The organism is Streptomyces sp. NPDC057950 (genome assembly GCF_042887295.1).
Classification (GTDB): domain Bacteria; phylum Actinomycetota; class Actinomycetes; order Streptomycetales; family Streptomycetaceae; genus Streptomyces; species Streptomyces kaempferi.
Genome location: NZ_JBHVPP010000016.1, coordinates 12,816 through 35,762, shown reverse-complemented (window position 1 = coordinate 35,762; position 22,947 = coordinate 12,816). Strand labels below are relative to the sequence as shown.

At 71.7% G+C, this 22,947-nt stretch carries 18 protein-coding genes and 1 pseudogene; 10 read left to right on the top strand and 9 right to left on the bottom strand.

Features of this window, described 5'->3' with window-relative positions; all coding sequences use genetic code 11:
* Positions 1-35 precede the first annotated feature (35 nt).
* The 3 genes from ACFVTC_RS25380 to ACFVTC_RS25370 form a co-directional block, all read right to left on the bottom strand.
* The gene (locus ACFVTC_RS25380; protein ID WP_390130612.1) at positions 36-446 is read right to left on the bottom strand and encodes an ester cyclase; all 411 of its coding nucleotides are present in this window, start codon (positions 444-446) and stop codon (positions 36-38) included.
* A 213-nt stretch (positions 447-659) separates the two neighbouring features.
* The gene (locus ACFVTC_RS25375) at positions 660-1,676 is read right to left on the bottom strand and encodes a GlxA family transcriptional regulator (protein WP_390130610.1); all 1,017 of its coding nucleotides are present in this window, start codon (positions 1,674-1,676) and stop codon (positions 660-662) included.
* Complete coding sequence (locus ACFVTC_RS25370) at positions 1,664-2,311, bottom strand: HD domain-containing protein (protein WP_390130608.1); 648 nt, start codon at positions 2,309-2,311, stop codon at positions 1,664-1,666. Before ACFVTC_RS25370 ends, ACFVTC_RS25375 begins: the two co-directional genes overlap by 13 nt.
* Before the next feature lie 204 nt (positions 2,312-2,515).
* Between ACFVTC_RS25370 and argG the strand changes: the two genes are divergently transcribed.
* The 4 genes and pseudogenes from argG to ACFVTC_RS25350 all read left to right on the top strand — a co-directional run bounded on the left by argG (position 2,516) and on the right by ACFVTC_RS25350 (position 8,403).
* The gene (gene argG / locus ACFVTC_RS25365) at positions 2,516-3,958 is read left to right on the top strand and encodes an argininosuccinate synthase (protein ID WP_390130606.1); all 1,443 of its coding nucleotides are present in this window, start codon (positions 2,516-2,518) and stop codon (positions 3,956-3,958) included.
* Between the two features lie 238 nt (positions 3,959-4,196).
* A pseudogene (locus tag ACFVTC_RS25360) lies at positions 4,197-5,607 on the top strand (hypothetical protein).
* 121 nt (positions 5,608-5,728) lie between these two features.
* Positions 5,729-6,991: an AAA family ATPase gene (locus ACFVTC_RS25355; RefSeq protein WP_390130604.1), complete on the top strand. Its 1,263-nt coding sequence runs from the start codon at positions 5,729-5,731 to the stop codon at positions 6,989-6,991.
* Positions 6,988-8,403 carry a VWA-like domain-containing protein gene (locus ACFVTC_RS25350; protein ID WP_390130603.1) on the top strand — a complete coding sequence of 472 codons (1,416 nt, stop codon included), beginning with the start codon at positions 6,988-6,990 and terminating at the stop codon, positions 8,401-8,403. The genes ACFVTC_RS25355 and ACFVTC_RS25350 overlap by 4 nt, the downstream gene beginning before the upstream one ends.
* A 97-nt stretch (positions 8,404-8,500) precedes the next feature.
* On the opposite strand, the gene ACFVTC_RS25345 is transcribed toward ACFVTC_RS25350, so the two are convergent.
* Both ACFVTC_RS25345 and ACFVTC_RS25340 read right to left on the bottom strand, forming a co-directional pair.
* Complete coding sequence (locus tag ACFVTC_RS25345) at positions 8,501-9,361, bottom strand: DUF427 domain-containing protein (RefSeq protein WP_390130601.1); 861 nt, start codon at positions 9,359-9,361, stop codon at positions 8,501-8,503.
* 106 nt (positions 9,362-9,467) lie between these two features.
* Positions 9,468-10,337 carry an alpha/beta fold hydrolase gene (locus ACFVTC_RS25340; RefSeq protein ID WP_390130599.1) on the bottom strand — a complete coding sequence of 290 codons (870 nt, stop codon included), beginning with the start codon at positions 10,335-10,337 and terminating at the stop codon, positions 9,468-9,470.
* A gap of 269 nt (positions 10,338-10,606) precedes the next feature.
* Between ACFVTC_RS25340 and ACFVTC_RS25335 the strand changes: the two genes are divergently transcribed.
* Positions 10,607-12,376: an MOSC domain-containing protein gene (locus tag ACFVTC_RS25335; protein ID WP_390130598.1), complete on the top strand. Its 1,770-nt coding sequence runs from the start codon at positions 10,607-10,609 to the stop codon at positions 12,374-12,376.
* Between the two features lie 487 nt (positions 12,377-12,863).
* The gene (locus tag ACFVTC_RS25330; RefSeq protein ID WP_390130596.1) at positions 12,864-13,553 is read left to right on the top strand and encodes a type 1 glutamine amidotransferase domain-containing protein; all 690 of its coding nucleotides are present in this window, start codon (positions 12,864-12,866) and stop codon (positions 13,551-13,553) included.
* Between the two features lie 69 nt (positions 13,554-13,622).
* Here ACFVTC_RS25330 and ACFVTC_RS25325 read toward each other — a convergent pair whose 3' ends face one another.
* A complete protein-coding gene (locus ACFVTC_RS25325) occupies positions 13,623-14,615 on the bottom strand; it encodes an aldo/keto reductase family protein (protein ID WP_390130594.1) in 993 nt (330 codons plus the stop codon).
* Between the two features lie 160 nt (positions 14,616-14,775).
* Positions 14,776-15,135, bottom strand: a complete 360-nt coding sequence (locus tag ACFVTC_RS25320; protein WP_390130592.1) for a DUF6204 family protein — start codon at positions 15,133-15,135, stop codon at positions 14,776-14,778.
* A 250-nt stretch (positions 15,136-15,385) separates the two neighbouring features.
* Between ACFVTC_RS25320 and ACFVTC_RS25315 the strand changes: the two genes are divergently transcribed.
* The 3 genes from ACFVTC_RS25315 to ACFVTC_RS25305 all read left to right on the top strand — a co-directional run bounded on the left by ACFVTC_RS25315 (position 15,386) and on the right by ACFVTC_RS25305 (position 18,561).
* Positions 15,386-16,024, top strand: a complete 639-nt coding sequence (locus tag ACFVTC_RS25315; RefSeq protein ID WP_390130590.1) for a molybdopterin-dependent oxidoreductase — start codon at positions 15,386-15,388, stop codon at positions 16,022-16,024.
* Between the two features lie 203 nt (positions 16,025-16,227).
* Positions 16,228-17,097: a LysR family transcriptional regulator gene (locus ACFVTC_RS25310; RefSeq protein WP_390130589.1), complete on the top strand. Its 870-nt coding sequence runs from the start codon at positions 16,228-16,230 to the stop codon at positions 17,095-17,097.
* 225 nt (positions 17,098-17,322) lie between these two features.
* Positions 17,323-18,561, top strand: coding sequence for an MFS transporter (locus tag ACFVTC_RS25305; RefSeq protein WP_390130587.1), 1,239 nt, complete (start codon positions 17,323-17,325; stop codon positions 18,559-18,561).
* Between the two features lie 69 nt (positions 18,562-18,630).
* Here the strand turns inward: ACFVTC_RS25305 and ACFVTC_RS25300 are convergent, their stop codons facing one another.
* Both ACFVTC_RS25300 and ACFVTC_RS25295 read right to left on the bottom strand, forming a co-directional pair.
* Positions 18,631-19,149 carry a hypothetical protein gene (locus ACFVTC_RS25300; RefSeq protein ID WP_390130586.1) on the bottom strand — a complete coding sequence of 173 codons (519 nt, stop codon included), beginning with the start codon at positions 19,147-19,149 and terminating at the stop codon, positions 18,631-18,633.
* 268 nt (positions 19,150-19,417) lie between these two features.
* Positions 19,418-20,926 (bottom strand): CoA-acylating methylmalonate-semialdehyde dehydrogenase, encoded by a 1,509-nt coding sequence (locus ACFVTC_RS25295; RefSeq protein WP_390130584.1) that lies wholly within the window; start codon positions 20,924-20,926, stop codon positions 19,418-19,420.
* 666 nt (positions 20,927-21,592) lie between these two features.
* Between ACFVTC_RS25295 and ACFVTC_RS25290 the strand changes: the two genes are divergently transcribed.
* Complete coding sequence (locus ACFVTC_RS25290; protein WP_390130582.1) at positions 21,593-22,945, top strand: PP2C family protein-serine/threonine phosphatase; 1,353 nt, start codon at positions 21,593-21,595, stop codon at positions 22,943-22,945.
* Positions 22,946-22,947: the final 2 nt, after the last annotated feature.

The following is a 22,947-nucleotide window of genomic DNA, read 5'->3' as shown; positions in this document are numbered from 1 at the left end:
CTGAGGCAGGCGCCCTCATGGAGGGCCCGCGGTGCTCACGGGGTGAGACCGAGCTGGCGCAGCATGCCGAGCTCGTCGCTGCTGCCCCAGCGCTCGACCATTTTCCCGTCGGCGAACCGGCTGATCTGCATCCCCCGGTAGCTCACCGTCCTGCCCGTCGCGCTGTGCCCCATCAGTTCACCGAGGTGGGTGCCCGTGATGGTGTACGCGAACGCGATCTCGTCGTCGGTGGCCATGACGTGCTCGACCTCGATGTGCAGATCGGGGAAGGCCTGTCTCATCGTGGCGAACATCTCCTCGTAGCCCTCGGGTCCGGGACCCTGGCCCGGGGCCGGGTCGTGGTCCACGGAGCCGGGCGCGACGTACTCGTCCAGCTCGCTGAGGTGGTCACTGTTCACCGCTGATCCGAAGTTCTCCAGGACGGCGATGTTGCTGCTGCGCGGCATGACGCGCTCCCTGAGGTCGGTGTGGTCTCGGGCGCGCACACGTGCGGGGTGTGCGGTCGCGTGGTCCTCCCCTCCACGATAGGTCTGGCGGACGGGCGTGGCCTGCTGGAACCGGAGGTGAGGACCTCGTCCCGCGCGTCGGGCGGCACGGACGTGAAGGACGCCGGGGCATGGGTCCGTCGCCGCCCCCGCGCGGACACCGCGGCGGCGTACTCACCCGGGGGTCCCCTGCTCCGCGGTGCTCCGGAAACGGGCGCGGTAGACCGTGGGTGCGACACCGATGATGTGCTGGAAGCTGCGCCGCATGGATTCGGCGGACCCGAAGCCGGACCGCTCGGCGACGGCGTCCACCGGATCGTTCCCGCTCGTGAGCAGCGCCCGCGCGGCTTCGACGCGCACCAACTCCACGTACCGCCCCGGTGTCATGCCGACCTCCGTGCGGAAGAGCCGGCTCAGATGCCGGGTGCTGACGCCCGCCTGCAGCGCGAGGGCGTCCATGTGGTGGGCCTGAGCCGGGTCGGCCGCGATGGCGTCCATGACCCCGCGCAGCACGGGATGTCCGGAGCCGCGCGGGGTCATCCGGGCACTGAACTGGGACTGGCCGGCCGGCCGGGCCATGAAGACCACGAGTTGCCGGGCGACGGCGCGTGCGAGGTCCGCCCCGTGATCCGCCTCGACGAGCGCGAGCGCCAGATCGATGCCGGTCGTGACACCCGCGGAGGTCAGGACCGGACCGTCCTGGACGAACACGGGATCGGCCTCGACGCGCACGCGGGGGTAGCGCGCGGCGAGTTCGTCCGCGAGCCGCCAGTGGGTCGCGGCGCGGCGGCCCTCCAGGATCCCGGCCTCGGCCAGCAGGAAGGCGCCCGCGCAGACCGAGGCCGTGCGGGACGAACGCGTGGACAGCGCCGCGACCAGGTCCACCAGGCGCCGGTCGTCGACCGCTCGCCGCCAGTCCGGACGGCCGGGCACCACGAGGGTCCCGAGCCGACCGGGCAGTTCCGCCGCCGACGTGTCGGCGCTGAGCCGCACCCCGGACGAGGTACGGATGCCCGCCCCGGTCTCCGACACGATGCGCACGTCGTAGTCGGCACCGTCCTCGTTGGCGGTGGTGAACACCTCGGCGGGACCGGCCACATCGAGCAACTGCACTCCGTCGAAGGCGAGCACCGCCACCGTGTGGGGCGAACTCCGCGCGTTCCTACGGTGATCGGCCCTCACTCGGGCCATGGCGATTCCAGGATGGTGGTGACGAAGTCTCCGCGCTCGAACCCGGGGACGTAGTGGGCGAGGACGTCGGCCTTGACGTTGCCGAACGTGGTCTCCGGCTTGTCCCGGACGCCTTCGGTGAAGGACTCGAGGATGCGGCGCTTGAAGTCGGGCCGGGGATGCAGGGCGGTGATCGCCGCGCGGTCCTCGTCGGAGACGTCGCCGTAGCCGATGCCGAGGACGTCGTACTCGACCCCCGCGGTCACCAGGGCGACCTCGGGTTCCATGAACTGCGGCACGCCCGGGGTGGTGTGCAGGGCGATGGCCGTCCAGACCCTGCGGATGCTGTCCTCGGGTACGTCGTGCGCGCGCAGGAACCGGCGGGCCTCGTCGGCGCTGTCCACCTCGAACCGGCGGCCGCTGTGGTGGAAGCGCTCACCGAGTCCCAGGTCGTGGAACATGGCCCCGATGTACAGCAGCTCGGGGTCGAAGCTCAGATCCCGGTTGCGCCCCTGCAGGCTCCCGAACCAGAACACCCGGCGCGAGTGGTGGAAGAGGAGTTCGGTCGAGGTGTCGCGCACCAGCTCGGTGGCTTCGCGCGCCAGGCGCGTGTCGGGCACCGTCACCCCTGCCGCTGTGTCCGTACGGCTCGACATCACATCCGCCTCCTTGTTGCCGTCCGCCGGGCCGGGCCGGCGGATCTTCCGTGTTCCTCCTCAAGGTTCCGCTCGGATCGAGGGAGCCGCCATGACGCTGGAGCCATATGCCCCACAGATCCGGACACCGGTGTCCGGGACACCACCACCGGTCCGACCCCAGAGGGCTTTGCATGATCATGCGTTTCAATGCATACTCTTTCTATGTCTAAGGTCCTCACCTCCCTTCCCGCCGACGAGCGCGTCGGCATCGCCTTCTCGGGCGGGCTCGACACCTCGGTCGCGGTCGCGTGGATGCGCGACAAGGGAGCCATCCCGTGCACCTACACCGCCGACATCGGCCAGTACGACGAACCCGACATCGCCTCGGTGCCCGGCCGCGCGAAGACCTACGGTGCCGAGATCGCGCGCCTGGTCGACTGCCGCGCGGCACTGGTCGAGGAGGGCCTTGCTGCGCTCACCTGCGGGGCGTTCCACATCCGCTCGGGCGGGCGCGCCTACTTCAACACCACCCCGCTCGGACGCGCCGTCACCGGCACCCTCCTGGTCCGGGCGATGCTCGAGGACGACGTACAGATCTGGGGCGACGGCTCGACGTTCAAGGGCAACGACATCGAGCGCTTCTACCGGTACGGCCTGCTCGCCAACCCGCACCTGCGGATCTACAAGCCCTGGCTCGACGCGGACTTCGTGACCGAGCTCGGTGGCCGCAAGGAGATGTCGGAGTGGCTCCTCGCCCACGACCTGCCCTACCGCGACAGCACGGAGAAGGCGTACTCCACCGACGCCAACATCTGGGGCGCCACCCACGAGGCCAAGACGCTGGAGCACCTCGACACGGGTGTGGAGAGCGTGGAGCCGATCATGGGCGTCCGGTTCTGGGACCCTACGGTCGAGATCGCCACCGAGGACGTCACGATCGGCTTCGACCAGGGCCGCCCGGTGACGATCAACGGCGAGAAGTTCGCCTCCGCCGTGGACCTGGTGATCGCGGCCAACGCGATCGGCGGCCGGCACGGCATCGGCATGTCGGACCAGATCGAGAACCGGATCATCGAGGCCAAGAGCCGCGGCATCTACGAGGCGCCCGGTATGGCCCTGCTGCACGCGGCGTACGAGCGCCTGGTCAACGCGATCCACAACGAGGACACCGTCGCCCAGTACCACAACGAGGGTCGACGCCTCGGCCGGCTGATGTACGAGGGCCGCTGGCTGGACCCGCAGGCACTCATGGTGCGTGAGTCGTTGCAGCGCTGGGTCGGCGCCGCCGTCACCGGCGAGGTGACCCTGCGGCTGCGGCGCGGCGAGGACTACTCGATCCTCGACACCACGGGCCCCGCGTTCAGCTATCACCCGGACAAGCTGTCCATGGAGCGCACCGAGGACTCGGCCTTCGGCCCGGTGGACCGGATCGGTCAGCTCACCATGCGCAACCTCGACATCGCCGACTCTCGCGCCAAGCTGGAGCAGTACGCCGGGCTCGGCCTGATCGGCACCTCCCCCGCCATCGGCGCCGCGCAGGCGGCCGCCACCGGACTGATCGGCACCATGCCGGAAGGCGGCGCGGAGGCCATCGCCTCCCGCGGCGAGGTCTCCGAGGACGACGAGATGCTGGACCGCGCCGCGATGGAGTTCGGCACGGACTGACCCGTCCGGCCTGACGCGGCCTCAGCGTCCCCTGGGAGGCCGCGCGTCGGGAGGGGCGGGCCGCACCCGTCCCTCCCGACGCGAAGAGCGGGACGGCACAACGACGGTACCCGCCGCGCCGGTTGGCGATCCCGTCGAAAACCCCTGGCACCTCGACGGCGAGGAACGCTACGATCCCGCCGATGACGACTCACTCTGTTCACAGATCGGGGGCCCCGTCCGCGCAAGGTGAGTGCTGATGCTCACTCGGACCGCGAACCGGGATCCCCGACTTTCCCTCTGGCTGCGCGTGCGCGAGTTCGCCGTGCCGCCCTCCATGATCGAGACGTCGACCGCCCGCCGCCGCGCGGATCGACGTCGACTTCAGTCCGCGTGCGCTGGCACGCACCCATGGCCGGGACCTCGCCGCCCTGATCCGGGCCGACCTCCGCCATCTCGCTCCCGACCTGCTGCGCTGGCACATGCCGAGGATCGCCCCCGACGGCCTGCTGCGTCCGGGGCTGACCATCGCTCTGGCCCGGTACGACGAGGCCGGGCGGCACGGCACGGGCCCGCTGCACCTCGTCGCACGGACACCGCCGGCCTGGGCCGACGCCGGTCAGCGGATCAGCCTGGCGCTCTGGGACGGCTCCCGCGCCGACGTCGGCACCCGTCGCCACCCTCACCCCCATCCCGACCGGCGGTTCCGTCTCGACCTCCACCGCCATCTGTGGGACGCGCGAAGGACGGACGAACTGCGGATCCGTTCCGGTGCCGGGCGACTTCCCCTCGACGCCCCACCCGTGGTGCCTTTGGAGATGTCGGCGAGGGTGCCGCAGGGGCACCGGTGCGCCGTGGACCGATGGGCGGCCGAGGCGGGGATCGTGCTCCGCGCCGAGGGGCGACCGGCCGACGCCGTCGCCGTGCGGATCGGGGCCCGGCACCGAATGGTGCTGAACCTGGTCGCGGACGGGGACGGCGCCGGGCCGCCCGCGCTGCGGATCACACCGGCGTCCACGCGGACCGACACCTCCACGCTGCCGGTCCTGCCGGACGCGGCGACCTGGGTGCTGCCCGACCTGGATCTGATCCGCGCCGGCGCGATCGAGTGGGACCGGCTGCACCCGCTGGTCGCCTCGGCACTGGCACCGGGAGCGCCGGACCGTTCCCCGCTACGCCCGTCCCCGACCGTGTACCGGCCAGGACGCCCGCACCTCGTCGAGTGCCGGGGAGCGCGGCACCGGATCGGCCTGGTCGACGGGGCCCTGGCCCCACTGGACCACGACCCGGACGAGATCCGCCGCGAGGAACTGCTGGCCGCGCTGACCGGTACCCCACTCCCCTGCCTGCGCGCCATCGACGTGGCCCACCGCCGGCCGGACTGCCTCACCGGCGTCCGTGAGCGGCTGGACCACGGCGACACCGCCGGCGCGCTGGCCGTCGTCGAGGGCCTGCTCGGCCCCGACGCGCTGCTGCGCGAGGGCGCCCTGCGGGACGAACTGGAGGCGGCCGCCCGGCGGCGGATCACCTACGGGCTCTACAGAGCCGGCCTGCTCGACGCCGAACCGGACACGGAAACCGGGCCCGGCACCGGACCCGCCCGTGTCCGCCCCGGCCGCCGCCATGGCCGCCCCGCCCGCCCGCACCCGCGCCGCGCGACCCTCCGCTGACCCGGGGACCTTTCCCCCCGCCACCGTCTCCCGCGCCACGCTCTCCCGCGCCATTCGCCGCCCCGGCCTCCGTCCCCCCGCGCCCGCTTCGGGCCGCCGCACATCCCAAAGGTGATCGCACATGTCCACAGACACCCGTTCCCCCGCGACCGGCATCCGCACCGTCCCGCCCCACCCCGCCCAACTCGACGTCGCCGCCGCATTGCTGGCCCTGCTGCGGGACACGGCCACCGAACCGCGCCCCGACGTCCAACTGGAGGCCCTGACCCTGGCCGTGGCCGCCGACCTGCCCGTACTGCTCTGGGGTGAACCGGGGATCGGCAAGACCGCGGCGCTGACACAGCTCGCTGCGGCCCTCGACCTGCCGTTGACCACGGTGATCGCCAGCGTGCACGAGCCGTCCGACTTCTCGGGGCTGCCCGTCATCGGAGACGATCCGGCGGAACAAGGGGTGCCCATGGCCCCGCCGGACTGGGCGGTTCGGCTGGTCCGGGCCGGCCGGGGACTGCTCTTCCTGGACGAGCTGTCCACCGCGCCGCCGGCCGTTCAGGCCGCTCTGCTCCGTCTGGTCCTCGAACGGCGGATCGGCGCGCTGCGGCTGCCGCCCGGGGTGAGGATCGTGGCCGCGGCGAATCCGCGGGCCTCGGCCGCCGACGGCTGGGAGCTGAGCCCGCCGCTGGCCAACCGGTTCGTCCACCTCCAGTGGACCCACGACCACGAGGTCGTGGTCCGCGGGCTCGGCGGGACCTGGCCCCGGGCCACCCTGCCGCGGCTCGACCCCGAGCGGTTGCCGGGAGCCGTGGACTTCGCCCGCCGTGCGGTGTGCGGGCTCCTCGCCGCCCGCCCCGGGCTCGTACACCGCCTGCCCAGCGACGAAACGCGCAGGGGCGGCCCCTGGCCGTCTCCCCGGAGCTGGGAGACGGCACTGTGCCTGATCGCCTTCGCGACCGCGGCCCGCTCCTCCCGCGAAGTGCTTTCCCTGCTGGTCAGGGGCACCGTGGGGGACGGTCCGGGACTGGAGTTGCTGGCCGGTCTGGACCGGATGGACCTCCCGGACCCCGAGGTGCTGCTCGCCGACCCGGAGAGTGCCGCCCTGCCGGAACGGGGGGATCTGCGACAGGCCGTGCTCGACGGTGTGGTGGAGGCGGTCCGCAAGCGACCCGAGCGGTCCCGCTGGGAAGCGGCGTGGGCGCTCCTCGTCCGGGCGGTGGAGACCGGTGCACCGGACCTGGTGGTCGTGCCCGCGAACACCCTCGCCTCACTGCGCCAGGAGGACTGGGACGTTCCGGCGTCGATCGAGAAGCTCGCCGGAGCGGTCTCCCTGTCCCGGCGGGCCGACCGCGCGGCGGCCCGGACCGCGCTTGCCGCGCCGGCCGGCCGATGAACACGGACGCGCCGGACACGCCTGACACACCGGGGACTCCGGACGTCCCGGGGGCGCCGGACACACCGGGGACCCCGGACGTCCCGGGGGCGCCGGACACACCCGAGGCCCCGGGCGCGCCGGGGACGCCGGGCAGACCCGAGGCCCCGGGCGCGCCGGACACACCCGGGGCACTGGACCGGGACAAGCTCTTCGCCGCCCGGCTGCATGCCGCCCGGGTCCGGCCCTACCTGGCGACGGCGCTCTTCGCCCTGCACACCGTGGAGTCGCGGCAGGTGCCCACGATGGCCGTCGACCGGCACTGGCGGTGCTATGTGTCAGCGCCGTTCGTGGACCGGATGTCGGTGGAGGAGCTGGCCGGAGTGTGGGTGCACGAGGTGTCGCACCTGCTGCGCGACCATCACGGGCGCAGTGACCGGGTCGCGCGGGAGCGCGGTCTGACCGGCCCGGGTGAACGGCTGCGGATGAACATCGCGGCGGACTGCGAGATCAACGACGACGTGTTCGGCGAAGGGCTCCTCCGGCCCGAGGGCGCTGTCACGCCGGGGACCCTGGCGTTGCCCGAGGGTGAGTTGATGGAGGACTACCTGCGCCGGTTCCGGCTCGGCCCGCACACCCAGAGCCTGGTCTGGCTGGACTGCGGCAGCGGCGCCGACGGACTGGACAGGGAATGGGAGTTGGGCCCGGACGGGGCGTACGGCCTGAGCGACCAGGAACGGGATGCCGTGCGGTTCCGCGTGGCGCAGGGCATCACCGCACGTCCAGGGAACACCCCCAAGGGATGGCGGCGATGGGCGGAGGAAGCGTTCCAGCCACCGCAGCCGTGGCGGGACCTGCTGGGAGCGGCCGTCCGTTCCGCGGCCTCCGGTTCCGGCGCGGGCGAGGACTACACCTACGGCCGGCCGTCGCGGCGCTCGGCCGGGGTACCCGGGGCCGTACTGCCTAGCCTGAGGCGCAGACCTCCTCGGGTCTCCGTGGTCATCGACACCTCCGGGTCGGTCAGTGACGCCGAACTGGGCAGCGCGCTGCGTGAGGTGACCGCGATCTCCCGTGCCGTGGGGGGCCGCCGCGACCTCGTCACCGTACTGCCGTGCGACGCGTCCTCCCGGATCGTGCACTCGCTCTGCCGGGCCGAGGGAATACCGCTGGTGGGCGGTGGGGGCACCGATCTTCGTACGGGCTTCGCCCGAGCCCTGCGAAGGGGACCCCGACCGGATGTCATCGTGGTCCTGACCGACGGTCAGACGCCCTGGCCGAGCAACCGGCCGCCGTGCCGGACGGTGGTCGGCCTGTTCCCCCGACCGCGCTCGTCCGCCTCGTGGGACGAGGACGATCCCGACTACGTCCCCGACTCGCCGCCCGCATGGGCGCGGGTGGTCGTCATCGATTCGGCTGCTCCCGCCGCACGGTGAGTCCTTCGAGGTCCCTCGGAACGGGACACGGCCGGACGCGCGTGGCGGGGCGGCCCGGCGAGGGTGCGCGCGGAGTGCGTTCGAGGGTCGTGCGGGCTCAGCGGGACCTGATCTCGTCGGCGTCCAGACCCCGGTCGACGCCGTGCGGGACGACCTGCTGGCCCGGCTCGGTCTCCAGCCGCCGGCCGTCGAGACGGACCTCGACCCGGTCCGGCTCGAAGGAGACCATGTCGCCTATCCGGCCGACCTCGGTGTAGGCGTCGCGGTACGACCAGGCGGCGCGGTGCGCCGTGCCGATGTCGTAGTAGTCGCACAGCCCCTTGTACGGACAGAAGGTCTGCCCTTCGACGGGAGTCAGCCGGCTCTCGTCGACGTCCGCGCGCGGGACGTACCAGCGCGGGGCGAAACCGGACTCGTAGAGTACGACCGGGTGCTCGGAGCGGGCCACCACGGTGTCCTCCAGGCGGACTTCCAGCGTGCGGGAGGTGTCACGGATGTCGATGCGGTGGTACGGGTCCGCCGCGTGTCCCAGGATGCGTTCGTCCTCCTCGTAGAAGGCGTCCATCGCCCGCCAGGCGAAGGCGATGCGGTCCTCGAACGCGGCGGCGTGCTCGGGCGGAGCGGTGAATCCCCAGGCGGCGCGTTCGGTGGTGCGGTCGCCCGCCCGCACGGCGTACCAGGTGGTTTCACCGAGATCCTGATGCCGGGTGACCTTGTCACCCGCGACCAGGGCCCGCGGGTCCACGTCCGCGCGGGGGTAGTAGGCGACGGGGTAGCGGCCCGGCTCGTGCAGAAGCAGCACGTTCTCGCTGTCGGCGATCCAGGTCCCGTTGAACCGCACGCGCATACGGCGGCGCAGCCGCTCGGCGAACAGCAGTCGCTGCGGCAGGGGTTGGGGAGTGAGGAAGTGTCCGATCGCACTCGCCGAGAGCGGCCCTTGTTGCCAGGACAGTCCCATGGCTGGTTCCTTCCAGGTACGGGGTGACGGGCACCGGGGGCGGTGGACACCCGCGCCCCGAGGGGGTGTTGTCGGGGTCCGCTCCGGCCGCCTCGGCCCTGGCGCGTCAGGCGACGACGCGGCCCAGGAAGTCGCGGATGTACTGGGTGATGTTCTCCAGGTGGCTCTCCAGCGCGAAGTGCCCCGATTCGAGCAGGTGGATCTCGGCCCGGGGCAGGTCCTGGCGGAACGCCTCCGCGCCCGCGGGGCCGAAGATCTCGTCGTTGGCACCCCAGACCGCGAGCACCGGCACCTGGGAGTCGCGGAAGTACTGGTGGACCTTCGGGTAGAGGTCCACGTTGGTGGGGTAGTCGCGGAAGAGCCTGAGCTGGATCTCGTCGTTGCCCGGCCGGTCCAGCAGGGCCTGGTCGTGGACCCAGTTGTCGGGACTGACGAGGCTGGGGTCGGCGACTCCGTTCACGTACTGCCAGCGGGTGATCTCCGGGGTCAGGGCGCCGCGCATCGGGGCTTCGGTCTCCGGTCCGGGCGCCTCGGCGTAGGCGAACACGCCGTCCCAGAAGGGTTTGACGAAGCCCTCGACGTAGGCGTTGCCGTTCTGGGTGACGATCGCCGTGACGCGGTCCGGGGTCTGCAGCGCCAGCCGCCAGCCGATGGGAGCCCCGTAGTCCTGCACGTACATCGCGAAGCGGTCGACACCCAACTGTTCGAGGAGGTCGGAGGTGACCTGGGCGAGGGCCTCGAAGGTGTAGGGGAAGTCCCGCGGGGAGGGCATCGCCGACTGGCCGAAGCCGATGTGGTCGGGGGCGATGACGTGGTAGCGGTCGGCGAGCGCCGGAATCAGGTGGCGGAACATGTGCGAGCTGGTCGGGAAGCCGTGCAGCAGGACCAGGGCCGGCGCCCGCGGATCGCCGGCTTCGCGGTAGAAGACCTCGAGGCCATTGACGGTGGCGGTGCGGTGATGGACTACGGAAGTCATCTCTCTAACCTCTCACTTCACCTTCAAGGGTTACGCGATCAGTCGACCACGCTCGATCTAACCTGTCAATACGCCTTTAACGGTTAGATCGACGTGGGTCCGCCCTCCAGGACCGGAGCGGGCCGGGCACTCACCTCAAGCGTCCGCCCGCGAGCGGCCCCGGGCCACCGAGCCGGTAGGACCGCGGCCGAAGAACTAAAATCGGCCATGGCGCAAGAAGAGCCACAGGGGAGTTGCTCCCGGCCGGCCATCCACGCAGGAGAACCGCAATGGCGACGCTGCTGTCCGTGAACGTAGGGAAACCCAAGGACGTCCCGTGGCAGGGAAGGACCGTCCACACGGGCGCGTGGAAGGCACCCGTGCACGGCCGCCGGATGGTGCGGCACCTGAACATCGACGGCGACGGTCAGGGAGATCTGGCGGGACACGGGGGCGAGAACCGAGCGGTCCTCGTCTACCAGCTGCAGTCCTACCGGTACTGGGAGAACGAGCTGAGCCGCCGGGACCTCACCCCCGGCACCTTCGGGGAGAACTTCACCGTCGACGGTCTCCCCGACGACGAGGTGTGCATCGGCGACCGCTACCGCATCGGCGAGGCGGAGTTCGAGGTCACCCAGCCCCGGGTCACCTGCTACCGCGTGGGGATGCGCCTGGGCGAACCGGCCATGGCCTCCCTCCTGGTCGCCCACCACCGTCCCGGCTTCTACCTGCGCGTCATCACCGAGGGACATGTGCGGGCCGGCGATGCCATCACCCGCACCCGGCAAGGCCCGGAAGCGCTCAGCGTCGCCGACACCGACGCGCTGCTCTACCTCCCCGGCCGTGATCCCGCGAAGCTGCGCAAGGCGCTGCGCATCCCCGCCCTGAGCCCCGGATGGCAGCAGTCGTTCCGTGAACTCACGCAGGGCGGGCCACCGGAACAGGAACCGGGATGGCCCGGCTTCAGGCCCTTGCGCGTGGCCCGCCTGGTCCCCGAGACCCCCACCGTCACGTCGATCCACCTCGACGCCACCGACGGCACACCGCTGCCCGAGGCCCGGCCCGGTCAGTACCTGTCCCTCCGGGTCACCACGGGGGAGGACACCCCCGCCGTACGGAGCTACTCGCTGTCCTCGGCGCCGGGCGCGGGCACCTATCGCATCAGCGTGAAACGCGAGCCCCACGGCCGGGTCAGCGGCTACCTCCACGCCCGCCTGCGCCCCGGTGACCTCGTGGACATCGCGAGCCCCCGCGGGACGTTCGTTCTCGAGGAGGGCACCGACCCGGTCGTCCTCGTCTCCGCGGGGATCGGCGCCACCCCCGTACTGGCGATGCTCCACCGGCTCGCCGCGGCCCGCGACCCCCGCCCGGTGTGGTGGATCCACACAGCCCGGGACCACACACAGCATGTCTTCGCGGCCGAGACCCGGGCGCTGCTGGCCCGGCTCCCCCGCGGCCGCGCGTACATCTCCTACACCGGGCCCGGCGACGTCGTCACCCCGCGTGACGGTGAGGCCCACATCCGCCACGGGCGTCTGACCGCCCGATCGCTGGCCGACATGGCCATTCCCTCGGACGCCCACGCCTACCTCTGCGGCCCGCCCGCCTTCATGGACACCCTGGGCGGCCATCTGCGCGCGCGGGGGCTGAAGCCCGAGCGGATCCACACCGAGGTGTTCAGCGCCCTGCCCGCCATCAACCCCGGCATCACGGCCACACCGGCGGTGCGGCCGCACCAGCCGGCCGCTCCCGCGGCGACCGGTTCCGCGGCGACGGGTTCCGCGGCGACGGGTTCCGCGGCGACCGGCCCACTCGTCACCTTCGCCCGCAGCGGCATCACCACCCCCTGGTCACCGGATCGCGCGTCCCTCCTCGAGCTCGCCGAGGCCTGCGACGTCCCGACCCGCTGGTCCTGCCGCACCGGCGTGTGTCACACCTGTGTCACCCCCGTCGTCTCGGGCGACACCGCCTACACCGCTCAGCCCCTCGAACCTCCCGAGGCCGGTACCGTCCTGATCTGCTGCAGTCGACCGGCCGGCGAAGTCGTCCTCGATCTCTAGGACTTGGGCGCGGTCCGGTCGCCGCGCGGGACGTGGCACGCCGTCGGGTCCCGGGGCGGGGTACCCGCTGTGGGCGGGGCCCCGACCAGCTCACTCTCGGTCACCGGGCACGACATGCGTGCTACGCCATACGGGCCCATACTCAGTTAGCGGCACCACGGCGGCCCACAGCTTGACTACCCCCTGGGGAGGTCCTGTGATCATGCTTGCTTTGCTAGCGCCGGGTCTCATGATGGCGTTTCTCTTCGGGATGGACGCCCTCGAGGATCGGCTCATCCCGCGGCCGGTCCCGAGCGACGACGGGGACGGCGCCCCGGTCCCGGACGATGTGCCACCGCCCTCGCCCTGACGGCATCGCTCGCGGGCACAGGCCCACGAGCCCGGAGACTCCGCGGTCATCACGGTCCCACCGCACCGGCGCCGCCAGGCGTGGGACCGCACGTTTCCCGCGGCGGTGTCGGACCAGAGACGAGGAGGCGGACCCACCATGGCGAAACTGCTGTTCGTGATGACCGGAGCGACGTACTGGACGCTGAAGGACGGCACCCGGCACGCGACCGGTTATTGGGCCGAGGAGTTCGCGGCCCCGTACAAGGCCCTCACCGAAGCGGGACATCAGATCGTCGTCGCCACCCCCGGGGCGGTGGTTCCGAACGTGGACATGATGAGCCTGCGTCCCGAGATGGCGGGTGGCGCGCAGACCGCCCTCGATCTGGAAGCGATCATCCGCTCCGCCGAGGAGATGCGGCGGCCCATCCAGCTGGCCGACGCCCGGCTGGAGGACTACGACGCCGTCTACTTCCCCGGCGGTCACGGTCCGATGGAGGACCTGTGTGTCGACGCCGACGCGGGGCGGCTGCTGACCGCGGCGCTCGCCTCCGGCAAACCCCTCGCCGTGGTCTGCCACGCCCCGGCCGCCATGCTGGCCACCAGGATCCGCGGCGTCTCCCCCTTCGCCGGTTACCGGGTCTCGGCCTTCACCAACGACGAGGAGAACGCCGTCGGGCTCGCCTCCAGGGCCAGGTGGCTGTTGGAGGACGAACTCAACGACCTGGGGGTCGAGTTCACCCGCGGCGAGATGTGGAAGCCGTACACGGTGGTGGACCGCAACCTGTTCACCGGGCAGAACCCCGCTTCGGCCGCCGTCCTGGCGGAGCGACTCCTCGAGGCCCTCTGACTGCGTCGAGTGCGCCCCTCGTGGCGTCGCCGCACTCGGACGGCGGACGGGAGGCGGTGGCAGGGGTCCTCAGCGGCGCAGGACACCCTCGGCCGCGAACGGTGCGAGGGTCGGGCGCCGGAGCGGTACGTCGCCGAGCGCCGCGTCCACCGCGGCCAGTACGTCGTCCGTGAGACGCACGCCCGCGGCCGCGGCGTTGGCGTGCACCTGCTCCGGTCGCGAGGCTCCGGTGATCGCCGAGGCGACCTCGTCGCGGCGCAGCACCCAGGCCAGCGCCAGGGTCGGCAGACTCACACCCGCGCCCTCGGCCACGGGAACGAGCCGCTGCACGGCCTCCAGCGCGGCGTCGTTGAGGACGAGGTCCTTGGAGCCGCTCATCGCGTCGTTGGCGAAACGGCTGTCGGCGGGGAGCGGCTGTCCCGGCTTGTACTTGCCCGTGAGCACGCCCTGCGCCAACGGGGACCAGACGATGTGCGAGATGCCGTTGGCCGCGCACACCGGGAACACCTCCGCCTCGGGCGCCTGCCAGAGCATCGAGTACTGCGGCTGCGACGAGACGAACAGCTCGGGCCCCGCGATGTCGACGGCCGCCTGGATCTGCTCGGGGGTCCACTCGCTGAAACCGAGGTAGCGGGCCTTGCCCTGCCGCACGACCTTCTGGAGTGCCTCGAGCGTCTCCTCGATCGGCACGGTCACGTCGAAGCGGTGGGCCTGGTACAGATCGACGTGGTCCGTCCGCAACCGCCGCAGCGAGGCGTCGATCTGCTTGCCGATCTGGTCGGCCGACAGGCCCTGGTCGGTGTCCGACATCTGCCCCCAGACCTTGGTCGCCAGGATGTACGAGTCACGGGGGTGCTGGGACAGGATCTCGCCCCAGGCGGACTCGGCCGCGCCCCGGCCGTAGACGTTGGCCGTGTCGAAGAAGTTGATGCCCGCGTCGAACGCGGCCTCGGTGCAGGCGCGCGTCTGCTCGGCCTGGATGCCTCCGGAGTAGGTGAGCCAGGAACCGAGGGAGATCTCCGAGACCTCCAGGTCCGAGCTGCCGAGCTTCCGAAAACGCATGACGGTTCCCTTCATGGGTCCTGCGACACAGTGGACGATCACCATGTAACCGGTAAAAGTCCTGGCGTGGGAGCCCGTCGTTCACTCGGCGACGTCATACCGGGGCCGCCCGCCACCCAGGATCCGCCCCGGCCCGGGACACCTCGGTGGCGGCATGCGATCAGGAGTACTTCGCGGCCGCGGCGCGGCGCTGCCGCTTCCCCAGGGGCGCCTGGGAGAGATCCTCGGCGCTGGACCTGAGGTTCTTGAAGGGGTAGCCGCGCTGGGTCAGCCACGCCTTCGCCGCCTCTTCGGCGCGCTCGGTCGCCTCCAGGATGTCCTCCTCCTCTTCGCCCGAGTCCAGGAAGCGGAAGGTGAAGGCGGAGCGTGCGGCCAGGTCGTAGCTGAGGTGCCCCTCCGCGGTGAACGCCGCGCGCAGCACGTCGTGCTCCGCCGCCCGTGCCAGGAGCTCGGATCGCTGATCGGTGTCGAGCCCGTCGAAGACACCGCGCACGGTGACACGGAAGGTGCGAGTACTCATTCCGCGACCCTAACCAGCGACTCCCCGGCGGCTCCACCGGATTTCCGTCCGCCGCACCCTCAGGGGCCCGGCGCTCACGCGCGGTGTCGGGGCCGGGTGCCCGGGTCGGGCGCGTCACAGGTCTCGCGAACGCCGTGAACAGCGGCGGCGCCCACGTCGGGACAGGCCGCACCCCTGCCGCGGCGTCACCCGGAGTGAACGCTTGGCCTGCACAGGTGGAGAGGCGGCCGCAGGAGAGGGGAGCCGGAGCATGACAGGCTACCGACCGGGCGCGATCGGCGGCGCACCGAGTGCGCCCCACCCCGTCCCTCCGGGCCGGCGCAGGGTGCAGGGCTGGCCCGTCTCGCACTACGGCCCGGTTCCCAGGTTCCGCCCGGAGCGCTGGGACCTGCGGGTCTTCGGCGCGACCGTCGCGGGCGAGGAGCGTTCGTGGTCCTTCGACGACCTCACCACGCTTCCGCACATCACCGTCGTCGCCGATCTGCACTGCGCGACGGGCCCCACGTCGACGGACCACGAGTGGTTCGGCATCGCCGCCACGACCCTGCTGGACCTGGCGCCTCCGGCCCCCGAGGTCACCCATGTGATGGCCTGGGCCGAGTACGGCTACGGGGCCAACCTCCGTCTCGCGGACTTCACGACCGCGCAGACCCTGTTGGCCACCCACCACAACGGTGAGCCGCTCACCGCCGAGCACGGTTTCCCGCTGCGCCTGGTCGTACCGCACCTCTACGGCTACAAGAGCGCGAAGTGGCTGCGCGGCATCGAGTACATGACCGCGGACCGACGCGGATTCTGGGAGGAGCGCGGCTACCACAACCTCGCGGACCCCTGGAAGGAACAGCGCTACTCCCACCAGGAGCGGGAGGGCGACGGCCCGACCACGTGACGGGCCCGACCACGTGACAGGCCCGACCACGTGACGGGCCCGACGGCGTGACAGGCCCGACGGCGTGACAGGCCCGACGGCGTGACAGGCCCGACGGCGTGACAGGCCCGACCACGTGACGGGCCCGGCGGCGTCCGGAGCGCGGGGCACCGTCGGCGGGAGGTCATCATCATGGGGGATGATCCGCGGCGTCGGGAGAGCACATGGATCTGCGGCAGATGGAGGTCGTGGTCGCGGTGGCCGAGGAGGGCGGCTTCACCGCGGCGGCGCAGCGGCTGCACGTGGTGCAGTCCGCCGTGTCGAGCACGGTGCGCGCGCTGGAGCGTGAGCTGGGCACGGCGCTGTTCGACCGCACCACGCACCGGGTGTCGCTGACCCCGGCCGGTGAGGCCTTCGTTCCGGCGGCGCGGGCGACCCTGCGGGCCGCCGAACAGGCCCGGTCGGCGGTCGACGTCGTCCAGGGACGGCTGCGGGGACGGGTGACGGTCGGCACGATGCAGGGTGTGTGGGCCGATCTTCACCTGCCGCTGGCCGCACTGCGGGCGGAGCATCCGGAGGTTTCGGTGCGGCTGCGGCAGGCGGCGGTGACCGACATCCGCCAGGCGCTGCGCGAGGGGACGGTGGATCTGGCCGTGGTCGCCCTCGACCGCCAGCAGCAGCGCGGGCTGGTCACCAGGCTGCTGTCCCACGAGGAGATGGTGCTGGTGTCCGCGCCGGAGCGGGCGCTGGCCGGATCCGGCGCGGCGGGGACGGTCACCCTCGCCGAGGCCGCCCGGCTGCCGCTGGTCGACTTCACGCCCGGCTGGGCGATCCGGCTCTCCGTCGACCGGGCGTTCCGTGCCGCCGCCGTCGAGCGCGAGCCGACCTTCGAGGTCAACGACATCGTGGCGGCGTCCGAGCTGGTCCGCAACGACCTGGGCGTCTGCGTCATGCCCGGCTCGATCGCCACCCGTTTCCCCGACCTGCGGACGCACCGGTTCGACCGGCACGCGCCGAGCTGGAAGGTGATGGTGGTCCGGCCGCGGGGCGAGGCGCCGCCGGCCGTCGCCGCGCTGCTGCGGCACATGACCTGAGCGAAGACGGAGCCGCTCGTCCCCCCGCACAGACGTCCCTCGCGCGCCCCGGACGCACGCATCTCCGCCGGAGATGACAGACATCTTCGATCATCGTCTCGACGGGGGAAGCAATGGGGCTCCCGCGGCGCTGAGCCAACCATGCGAGCGACAAGGAAGCCGTTCCGCCGCCACCCGGTCCGTCCCCGAACCGTCCCACCGGTTCCCCTTCCCGAAAAGGTGCCCGTGTCCGTATCCCCCGAACTGAAGCGCTCGGACCCGACCGCCACCGGCACGACCGCGCACGGCGTACCGGGATGGCTGGTCGCGCTCTTCGCGGTCGCATCCGGTATGACGGTGGCCAACCTGTACTACGCCCAGCCGCTGCTGTCCTCGCTCCGCGACGTCTTCCACGTCGGCACGGCGGCCGCCGGCGGACTCATCACCGTCACCCAGGTCGGCTACGTCCTGGGCATGCTCTTCCTGGTGCCGCTCGGCGACCGGCTGGAGAAGCGCAAGCTGATCACCGTACTGCTGACGGTGACCACGCTCGCCCTGGTCGGGGCAGGCCTCGCCACGAACTTCCCGATGCTGCTGATCGCGTCCCTGATCAGCGGTGGCACCTCGGTCGTCGCCCAGATCCTGATCCCCTTCGCGGCGAGCCTGGCCCCCGATCACGCCCGCGGCCGGATCGTCGGCCGGGTGATGAGCGGTCTGCTCACCGGCATACTGCTCTCCCGCACCCTGAGCAGTCTGGTCTCCGACGTGGCCGGCTGGCGCGTGGTCTACCTCGGCTCCGCCGTCCTGATGGCGCTGCTGGCCCTCGCGCTGCGCGCCGCACTGCCGCAGCACGCGCCGACCACGACCATCCCGTACACCCATGTACTGCGCTCCACGTTCCAACTGGTGCGGACCCACCCCGTGTTGCTGCGCCGCGGCCTCTACCAGGCGGCGATGTTCGGTGCGTTCAGCGCGTTCTGGACGACCGTGTCATACGTCCTGACGGGCCCTCACTTCCACTACTCCCCCGTCGGAGTGGGTCTGTTCGCCCTGGTGGGTGCCGCCGGTGCGGCCGTCGCCCCGTTCGCCGGGCACTGGGCGGACCGGGGGCACGTGCGTCCCGTGACCGGCGTCGCGTTCGTCGTCGCGGCCGTGGCCTTCGCGGCGGCGGGCTTCGGCCAGGAACACGTGGCCCTGCTCGCGGTGGCCGCGGTCCTGATCGACATGGCTGTCCAGACCACCCTGATCCTCGGCCAGCACACCATCTACCAGCTCGACGCGAACGCCCGTGCCCGGCTCAACAGCGCCTTCATCGCGACGTTCTTCATCGGAGGCGCGCTCGGGTCCCAGTTCGGCTCGATCGCGTACCACGCGGCGGGCTGGACCGCCGTCAGTGTGCTCGGCGCCGCCCTGCCCGTGCTGGCCCTCCTCTACTGGACGACGGAGCGCCGTGCCGCCCGCCGTACCGCCGCCCGCGCCGCCTGACCGGCGCGTCACGGCCGACCGGACGGGCCGGCCGTCCGGACAGCCCGGCGACGCCGTGCGCGCCGTCTGTCAGGAACCGGCTTCCTTCTTGAGGAAGTTGCTCACCTGGCAGGCGAGGGTGTCCCCGCCGAGACCGGCGCGGGTGTCGGCGTCGGCCAAGCGCTCGGAGAGATCGATACCGCCCGCCCAGAGGTACCGGTCGGTCCACTCGTCGTCGACCTTCAGCTGGATCTGGATGTCCACCCGGGGCAGCGATGCCTCCGGACCCGCGGCGTAGAGGACCGCGGTGGCCCGGCGCAGCGGGTAGACGTCATAGCCCTCGATGAACTGGGAGTTGCGCCAGTCCAGGAAGGCGCTCTCGCCGTCGGGGCCGATACGGATGTCGATCTGGCCGTCCTCCAGGTGGATACCGAAGTGTTCACCGGAGCGGTTCTCGACGGTCACACGGCAGCGGAAGTAGGACAGGCCTTCGGCGGCGTCGTCGCGTCCCCGCGGCGGCTCCGCCGTCTCCACGCCGTGGACGCGGACACGCAGGCCGGCATGCTCGTCGTACTCCTGCCAGTCCCCGACCACGTTCGGCTCGTGCACAGTCCACCTCTCCACCTCAGAGAGCTGTTTCCTATCTGTGCCCTCAACTGGGTGTCAAATGAGTGGAACATGCCGTGGCCAGCGTTTTTGCCCTCGTAGATCGGCGATCAAGCCGTGCCCAGCCAGAACCCGTGCCCGTGCCTTCGCGGGACAATTCCGCGCGTGCTGCACATCACGTTTCTCCGGCGTCGCGGCGCACCGCCCGTATCCGCTCGCCCACCGGCACCGGACCCGATCGCCGGGGCCGGTGGGTGCCGCCCTGCGACGGTCAGCGGGACGTGGGGAAACCCAGGTCCGGGCCGGTAGCGGTCTCGGCCGGGTCGGGCCAGCGGCTCGTGATGACCTTGCCGCGCGTGTAGAAGTGCACGGCCTCGCTGCCGTACATGCGGTGGTCGCCGAAGGCCGAGTCCTTCCAGCCGCCGAAGGAGTGGTAGCCCACCGGCACCGGCATCGGCACGTTCACGCCGACCATGCCGGTCTCGACCTCCAGCTGGAAGCGGCGGGCCGCGCCGCCGTCGCGGGTGAAGACCGAGCCGGCGTTGCCGAACGGAGAGCCGTTGATGATGTCCATGGCCTCCTCGTAGGTCTCCGCGCGCAGCACGCACAGGACGGGGCCGAAGATCTCGTTCCGGTAGGCGTCCGAGTCGGTGCCGACCTTGTCGAGGAGCGATATCCCCATCCAGTGCCCGTTCTCGAGGCCCTCGACGGTGAAGTCCCTGCCGTCGAGCACCACGTCGGCCCCCTGGGCGGCCGCGCCCGCGACGTAGTCCGCGACCTCGTCGCGGTGCGCCTTGGTGACGAGGGGGCCCATCTCGGACGTCGGGTCGTTGCCCGGGCCGATCCTGACCTTCGCGGCGCGCTCGGCGATCAGGGGCACCAGCGCGTCTCCCGCCGAGCCGACCGCAACCACCACGGAGACGGCCATGCAGCGCTGGCCCGCTGACCCGTAGGCGGCGGTCACCGCGGCGTCGGCGGCCGCGTCGAGGTCGGCGTCGGGCAGGACCAGCATGTGGTTCTTCGCGCCGCCGAGGGCCTGGACACGCTTGCCGCTCGCGGACGCCCTGCCGTACACGTGGCGGGCGACCGGTGTGGAGCCCACGAACGACACGGCCGCCACGTCCGGGTGGTCCAGCAGCGCGTTCACCGCGACCTCGTCGCCGTGCACGATGTTGAGCACACCGTCCGGCACGCCGGCCTCGGCCGCGAGTTCCGCGAGGAGCATGGACGCGGACGGGGCCTTGCTGCTCGGCTTGTGGACGAACGTGTTCCCGCAGGCGATCGCCATGGGGAACATCCACATGCTGATCATGGCGGGGAAGTTGAACGGTGAGATGCCGACGATCACCCCGAGCGGCTGGCGGACCGACGTCACGTCGACGCCGTTCGACACCTCCGTGGACATGTCGCCCTTGAGGGCCGTGCCGAGTCCGCAGGCCAGTTCGACGATCTCCAGGCCCCGGGCCACCTCGCCCAGCGCGTCCGCGTGGACCTTGCCCTGTTCGGCGGTGATCAGCGCGGCGAGGTCGTCGCGGCGCGCGTTCAGCAGCTCGCGGTAGCGGAAGAGGATCGCGGTCCGCTGCGCGAGCGAGGACGTGCGCCAGGTGGCGTATGCCTCCTTCGCGGCGGCCACCGCTGCGTCGACCTCGTCGGCGCCCGCCAACGCGACCCTTGTGGTGACCTCTCCGCTCGCCGGATCGGTCACCGGGCCCCAGGCGCCGAAGGCCCTTGAACCATCCCCGTAGGGCTTGCCACCGATCCAGTGGGTGACGGTCTTCATCGGCGGAACTCCTTCAATGACGGCGGCGGACTGCGAGGCTCACGTCGTCGGGCCTCACGGGCCTCGATCGCGGCCGGAGGGCCCCACGGTCTCGGCCACGGGTGTGCCCCACCACGTCTGCGGGCGGGACGGCTCGTTCAGCATCCCTCCGCGCAGAGGCCGGAAGCGGTCTCGGAGTCCCTCCCGGCCCGAAGTGCCTCACCCAGGTCCCGTTCCGTCGTGGCCCGCATCACTCGTACGGCGGGCACGGCCGCGAGGACGACGGAACGCGTGGGGCCGGGAGCCCCGTGGACGGGTACGGCCCGATCCGGTCCCGAGGGACAAAAGCAGACTTTCTTGCGCAAGTCAGCCCTCCGGTTCTACCCTTGGCCGGAATGAGGCTCCGCACGCCAGGGCGTCCCGAGTCGCCGGCAACCCGGCGGCCCGGACAGCGTGGACCCACCCTGTGGTCCCCGGTGTACGCGTGCCTCGCAAGAGCGCTCGCCCCCACACCGGAGCGGTCAGACGGCCGTCTCGTCAGTCGTCGTGCGGGACGAACGCAGCGGCCGCAGCCGGGCAGCGCACAGGAAACGCTGCCGCTCCTCCGGCCGCCCAGACGCACGGTCATGCGCACACGGTTCTCCGCGCGGGCCGGTCGTCCCGAGGATCGCCGTAGCGGAGATGCAGATGGTGGACCAGTCCGGGCCGCGTGCGCTCAGAGCCCGCAAGAGCCGCTCTGAGCACCGCCAGAGCCGCACCGGGACCGCGCGCTTCGACGAGACTTCGCGGTTCGCCGCACCAACCGCCCGGTTCCCGCGGCTCGGCCGTACGGCTCCGCCCCGCACGGCACGATCGGCGCGGATGAGGGCGGCGGGGCACACGCTGACCGCCAGCCGTTACGGGCCGTTCCTTTTCGCGATCGCCATGATCGCCGCGATCCTGGGCTTCGGCTTCATGCTGCCCACATCGGAACACCTCGGCTCACTCATGGCCACGGTTCCCGCGGCCACGGCCGCACTCGCCGGAGCACGGGTCACGGCGACCATCGCCGGTCTCTCCTGTGGCGCGTGCGTCGTGCTCGACGGGCACGACGGGCTCTTCGGCACCTCCACGTTCGTCGTGCACCTGGTGGCGATCGCTCTCGTCTCTTTGTGCGTCATCACCTTCCGCACCCTGCGGGAACGGTCCACCCGTGAACTGCTCGGAGTACGGGCCGTCGCCGAGGCCGTTCAGCGAGTCCTGATACGTCCCATGCCCCCGTCCATCGGTTCGCTGCGCATCCGGGCGGAGTACCGGGCCTCCCACCCCCAGGCACGCGTGGGGGGCGACCTGTACGCCGTCTCCTCCTCCGACGACGCTGTCCGCTTCCTCATCGGAGACGTCAAGGGAAAGGGCCTTGCGGCGGTGGACGACGCGGCCGCGCTTCTTGGGGCATTCCGCAGTTCAGCCCGCCGGACACCGTCGCTGGCCGACCTCATGGCCCTCCTCGAAGAAGCCGTGCAGGCCCATTTCGAGGAGGTGGCCGCCACCGACCCCGATGTCGCGGAGCGCTTCATCACCGCGCTCCTGCTGGAGATACCCGCGGACGGTTCGTGCGTCAGGATGATCAACTGCGGCCACCCTCCCCCCTATCTGGTCGAGGGCGACACGGTCCGGCCCGTGCCGGCCCGGTGGCCCGCGCCACCCCTCGGACTGAACAGCAGCGGCACGCAGAGTTACACCATGACCGTGCTGCCCCTGGCCGAGGAAGCGCTGTTGCTCCTCTACACCGACGGCGTCATCGAAGCCCGGGACCCGAAGGGCCGCTTCTTCGATCTCGAGGACCGGATCGCCGCATGGCCGGACAGGGACCTGGATGAGCTGCTCCCGTACATTCTCGACGGTCTGACCGCTCATGTGGGCGGGGACACGCGGCTCAACGACGACGCCGCCATGGTCACGGTCCAGCGCCTGAGCGACAGCGGGATCCGGCGGCAGCGCGATGGCGGGGACGACGGCCTGCCCACCCTCGAGGACCGGGCCCAGGTGGGATGCGGCTGACC

Coding starts and splice junctions, on each gene's coding strand:
- ACFVTC_RS25380 (WP_390130612.1), bottom strand. CDS start 446: ATGCCGCGCAGCAGCAACATCGCCGTCCTGGAGAACTTCGGATCAGCG.
- ACFVTC_RS25375 (WP_390130610.1), bottom strand. CDS start 1,676: ATGGCCCGAGTGAGGGCCGATCACCGTAGGAACGCGCGGAGTTCGCCC.
- ACFVTC_RS25370 (WP_390130608.1), bottom strand. CDS start 2,311: ATGTCGAGCCGTACGGACACAGCGGCAGGGGTGACGGTGCCCGACACG.
- argG (WP_390130606.1), top strand. CDS start 2,516: ATGTCTAAGGTCCTCACCTCCCTTCCCGCCGACGAGCGCGTCGGCATC.
- ACFVTC_RS25355 (WP_390130604.1), top strand. CDS start 5,729: ATGTCCACAGACACCCGTTCCCCCGCGACCGGCATCCGCACCGTCCCG.
- ACFVTC_RS25350 (WP_390130603.1), top strand. CDS start 6,988: ATGAACACGGACGCGCCGGACACGCCTGACACACCGGGGACTCCGGAC.
- ACFVTC_RS25345 (WP_390130601.1), bottom strand. CDS start 9,361: ATGGGACTGTCCTGGCAACAAGGGCCGCTCTCGGCGAGTGCGATCGGA.
- ACFVTC_RS25340 (WP_390130599.1), bottom strand. CDS start 10,337: ATGACTTCCGTAGTCCATCACCGCACCGCCACCGTCAATGGCCTCGAG.
- ACFVTC_RS25335 (WP_390130598.1), top strand. CDS start 10,607: ATGGCGACGCTGCTGTCCGTGAACGTAGGGAAACCCAAGGACGTCCCG.
- ACFVTC_RS25330 (WP_390130596.1), top strand. CDS start 12,864: ATGGCGAAACTGCTGTTCGTGATGACCGGAGCGACGTACTGGACGCTG.
- ACFVTC_RS25325 (WP_390130594.1), bottom strand. CDS start 14,615: ATGCGTTTTCGGAAGCTCGGCAGCTCGGACCTGGAGGTCTCGGAGATC.
- ACFVTC_RS25320 (WP_390130592.1), bottom strand. CDS start 15,135: ATGAGTACTCGCACCTTCCGTGTCACCGTGCGCGGTGTCTTCGACGGG.
- ACFVTC_RS25315 (WP_390130590.1), top strand. CDS start 15,386: ATGACAGGCTACCGACCGGGCGCGATCGGCGGCGCACCGAGTGCGCCC.
- ACFVTC_RS25310 (WP_390130589.1), top strand. CDS start 16,228: ATGGATCTGCGGCAGATGGAGGTCGTGGTCGCGGTGGCCGAGGAGGGC.
- ACFVTC_RS25295 (WP_390130584.1), bottom strand. CDS start 20,926: ATGAAGACCGTCACCCACTGGATCGGTGGCAAGCCCTACGGGGATGGT.
- ACFVTC_RS25290 (WP_390130582.1), top strand. CDS start 21,593: ATGGTGGACCAGTCCGGGCCGCGTGCGCTCAGAGCCCGCAAGAGCCGC.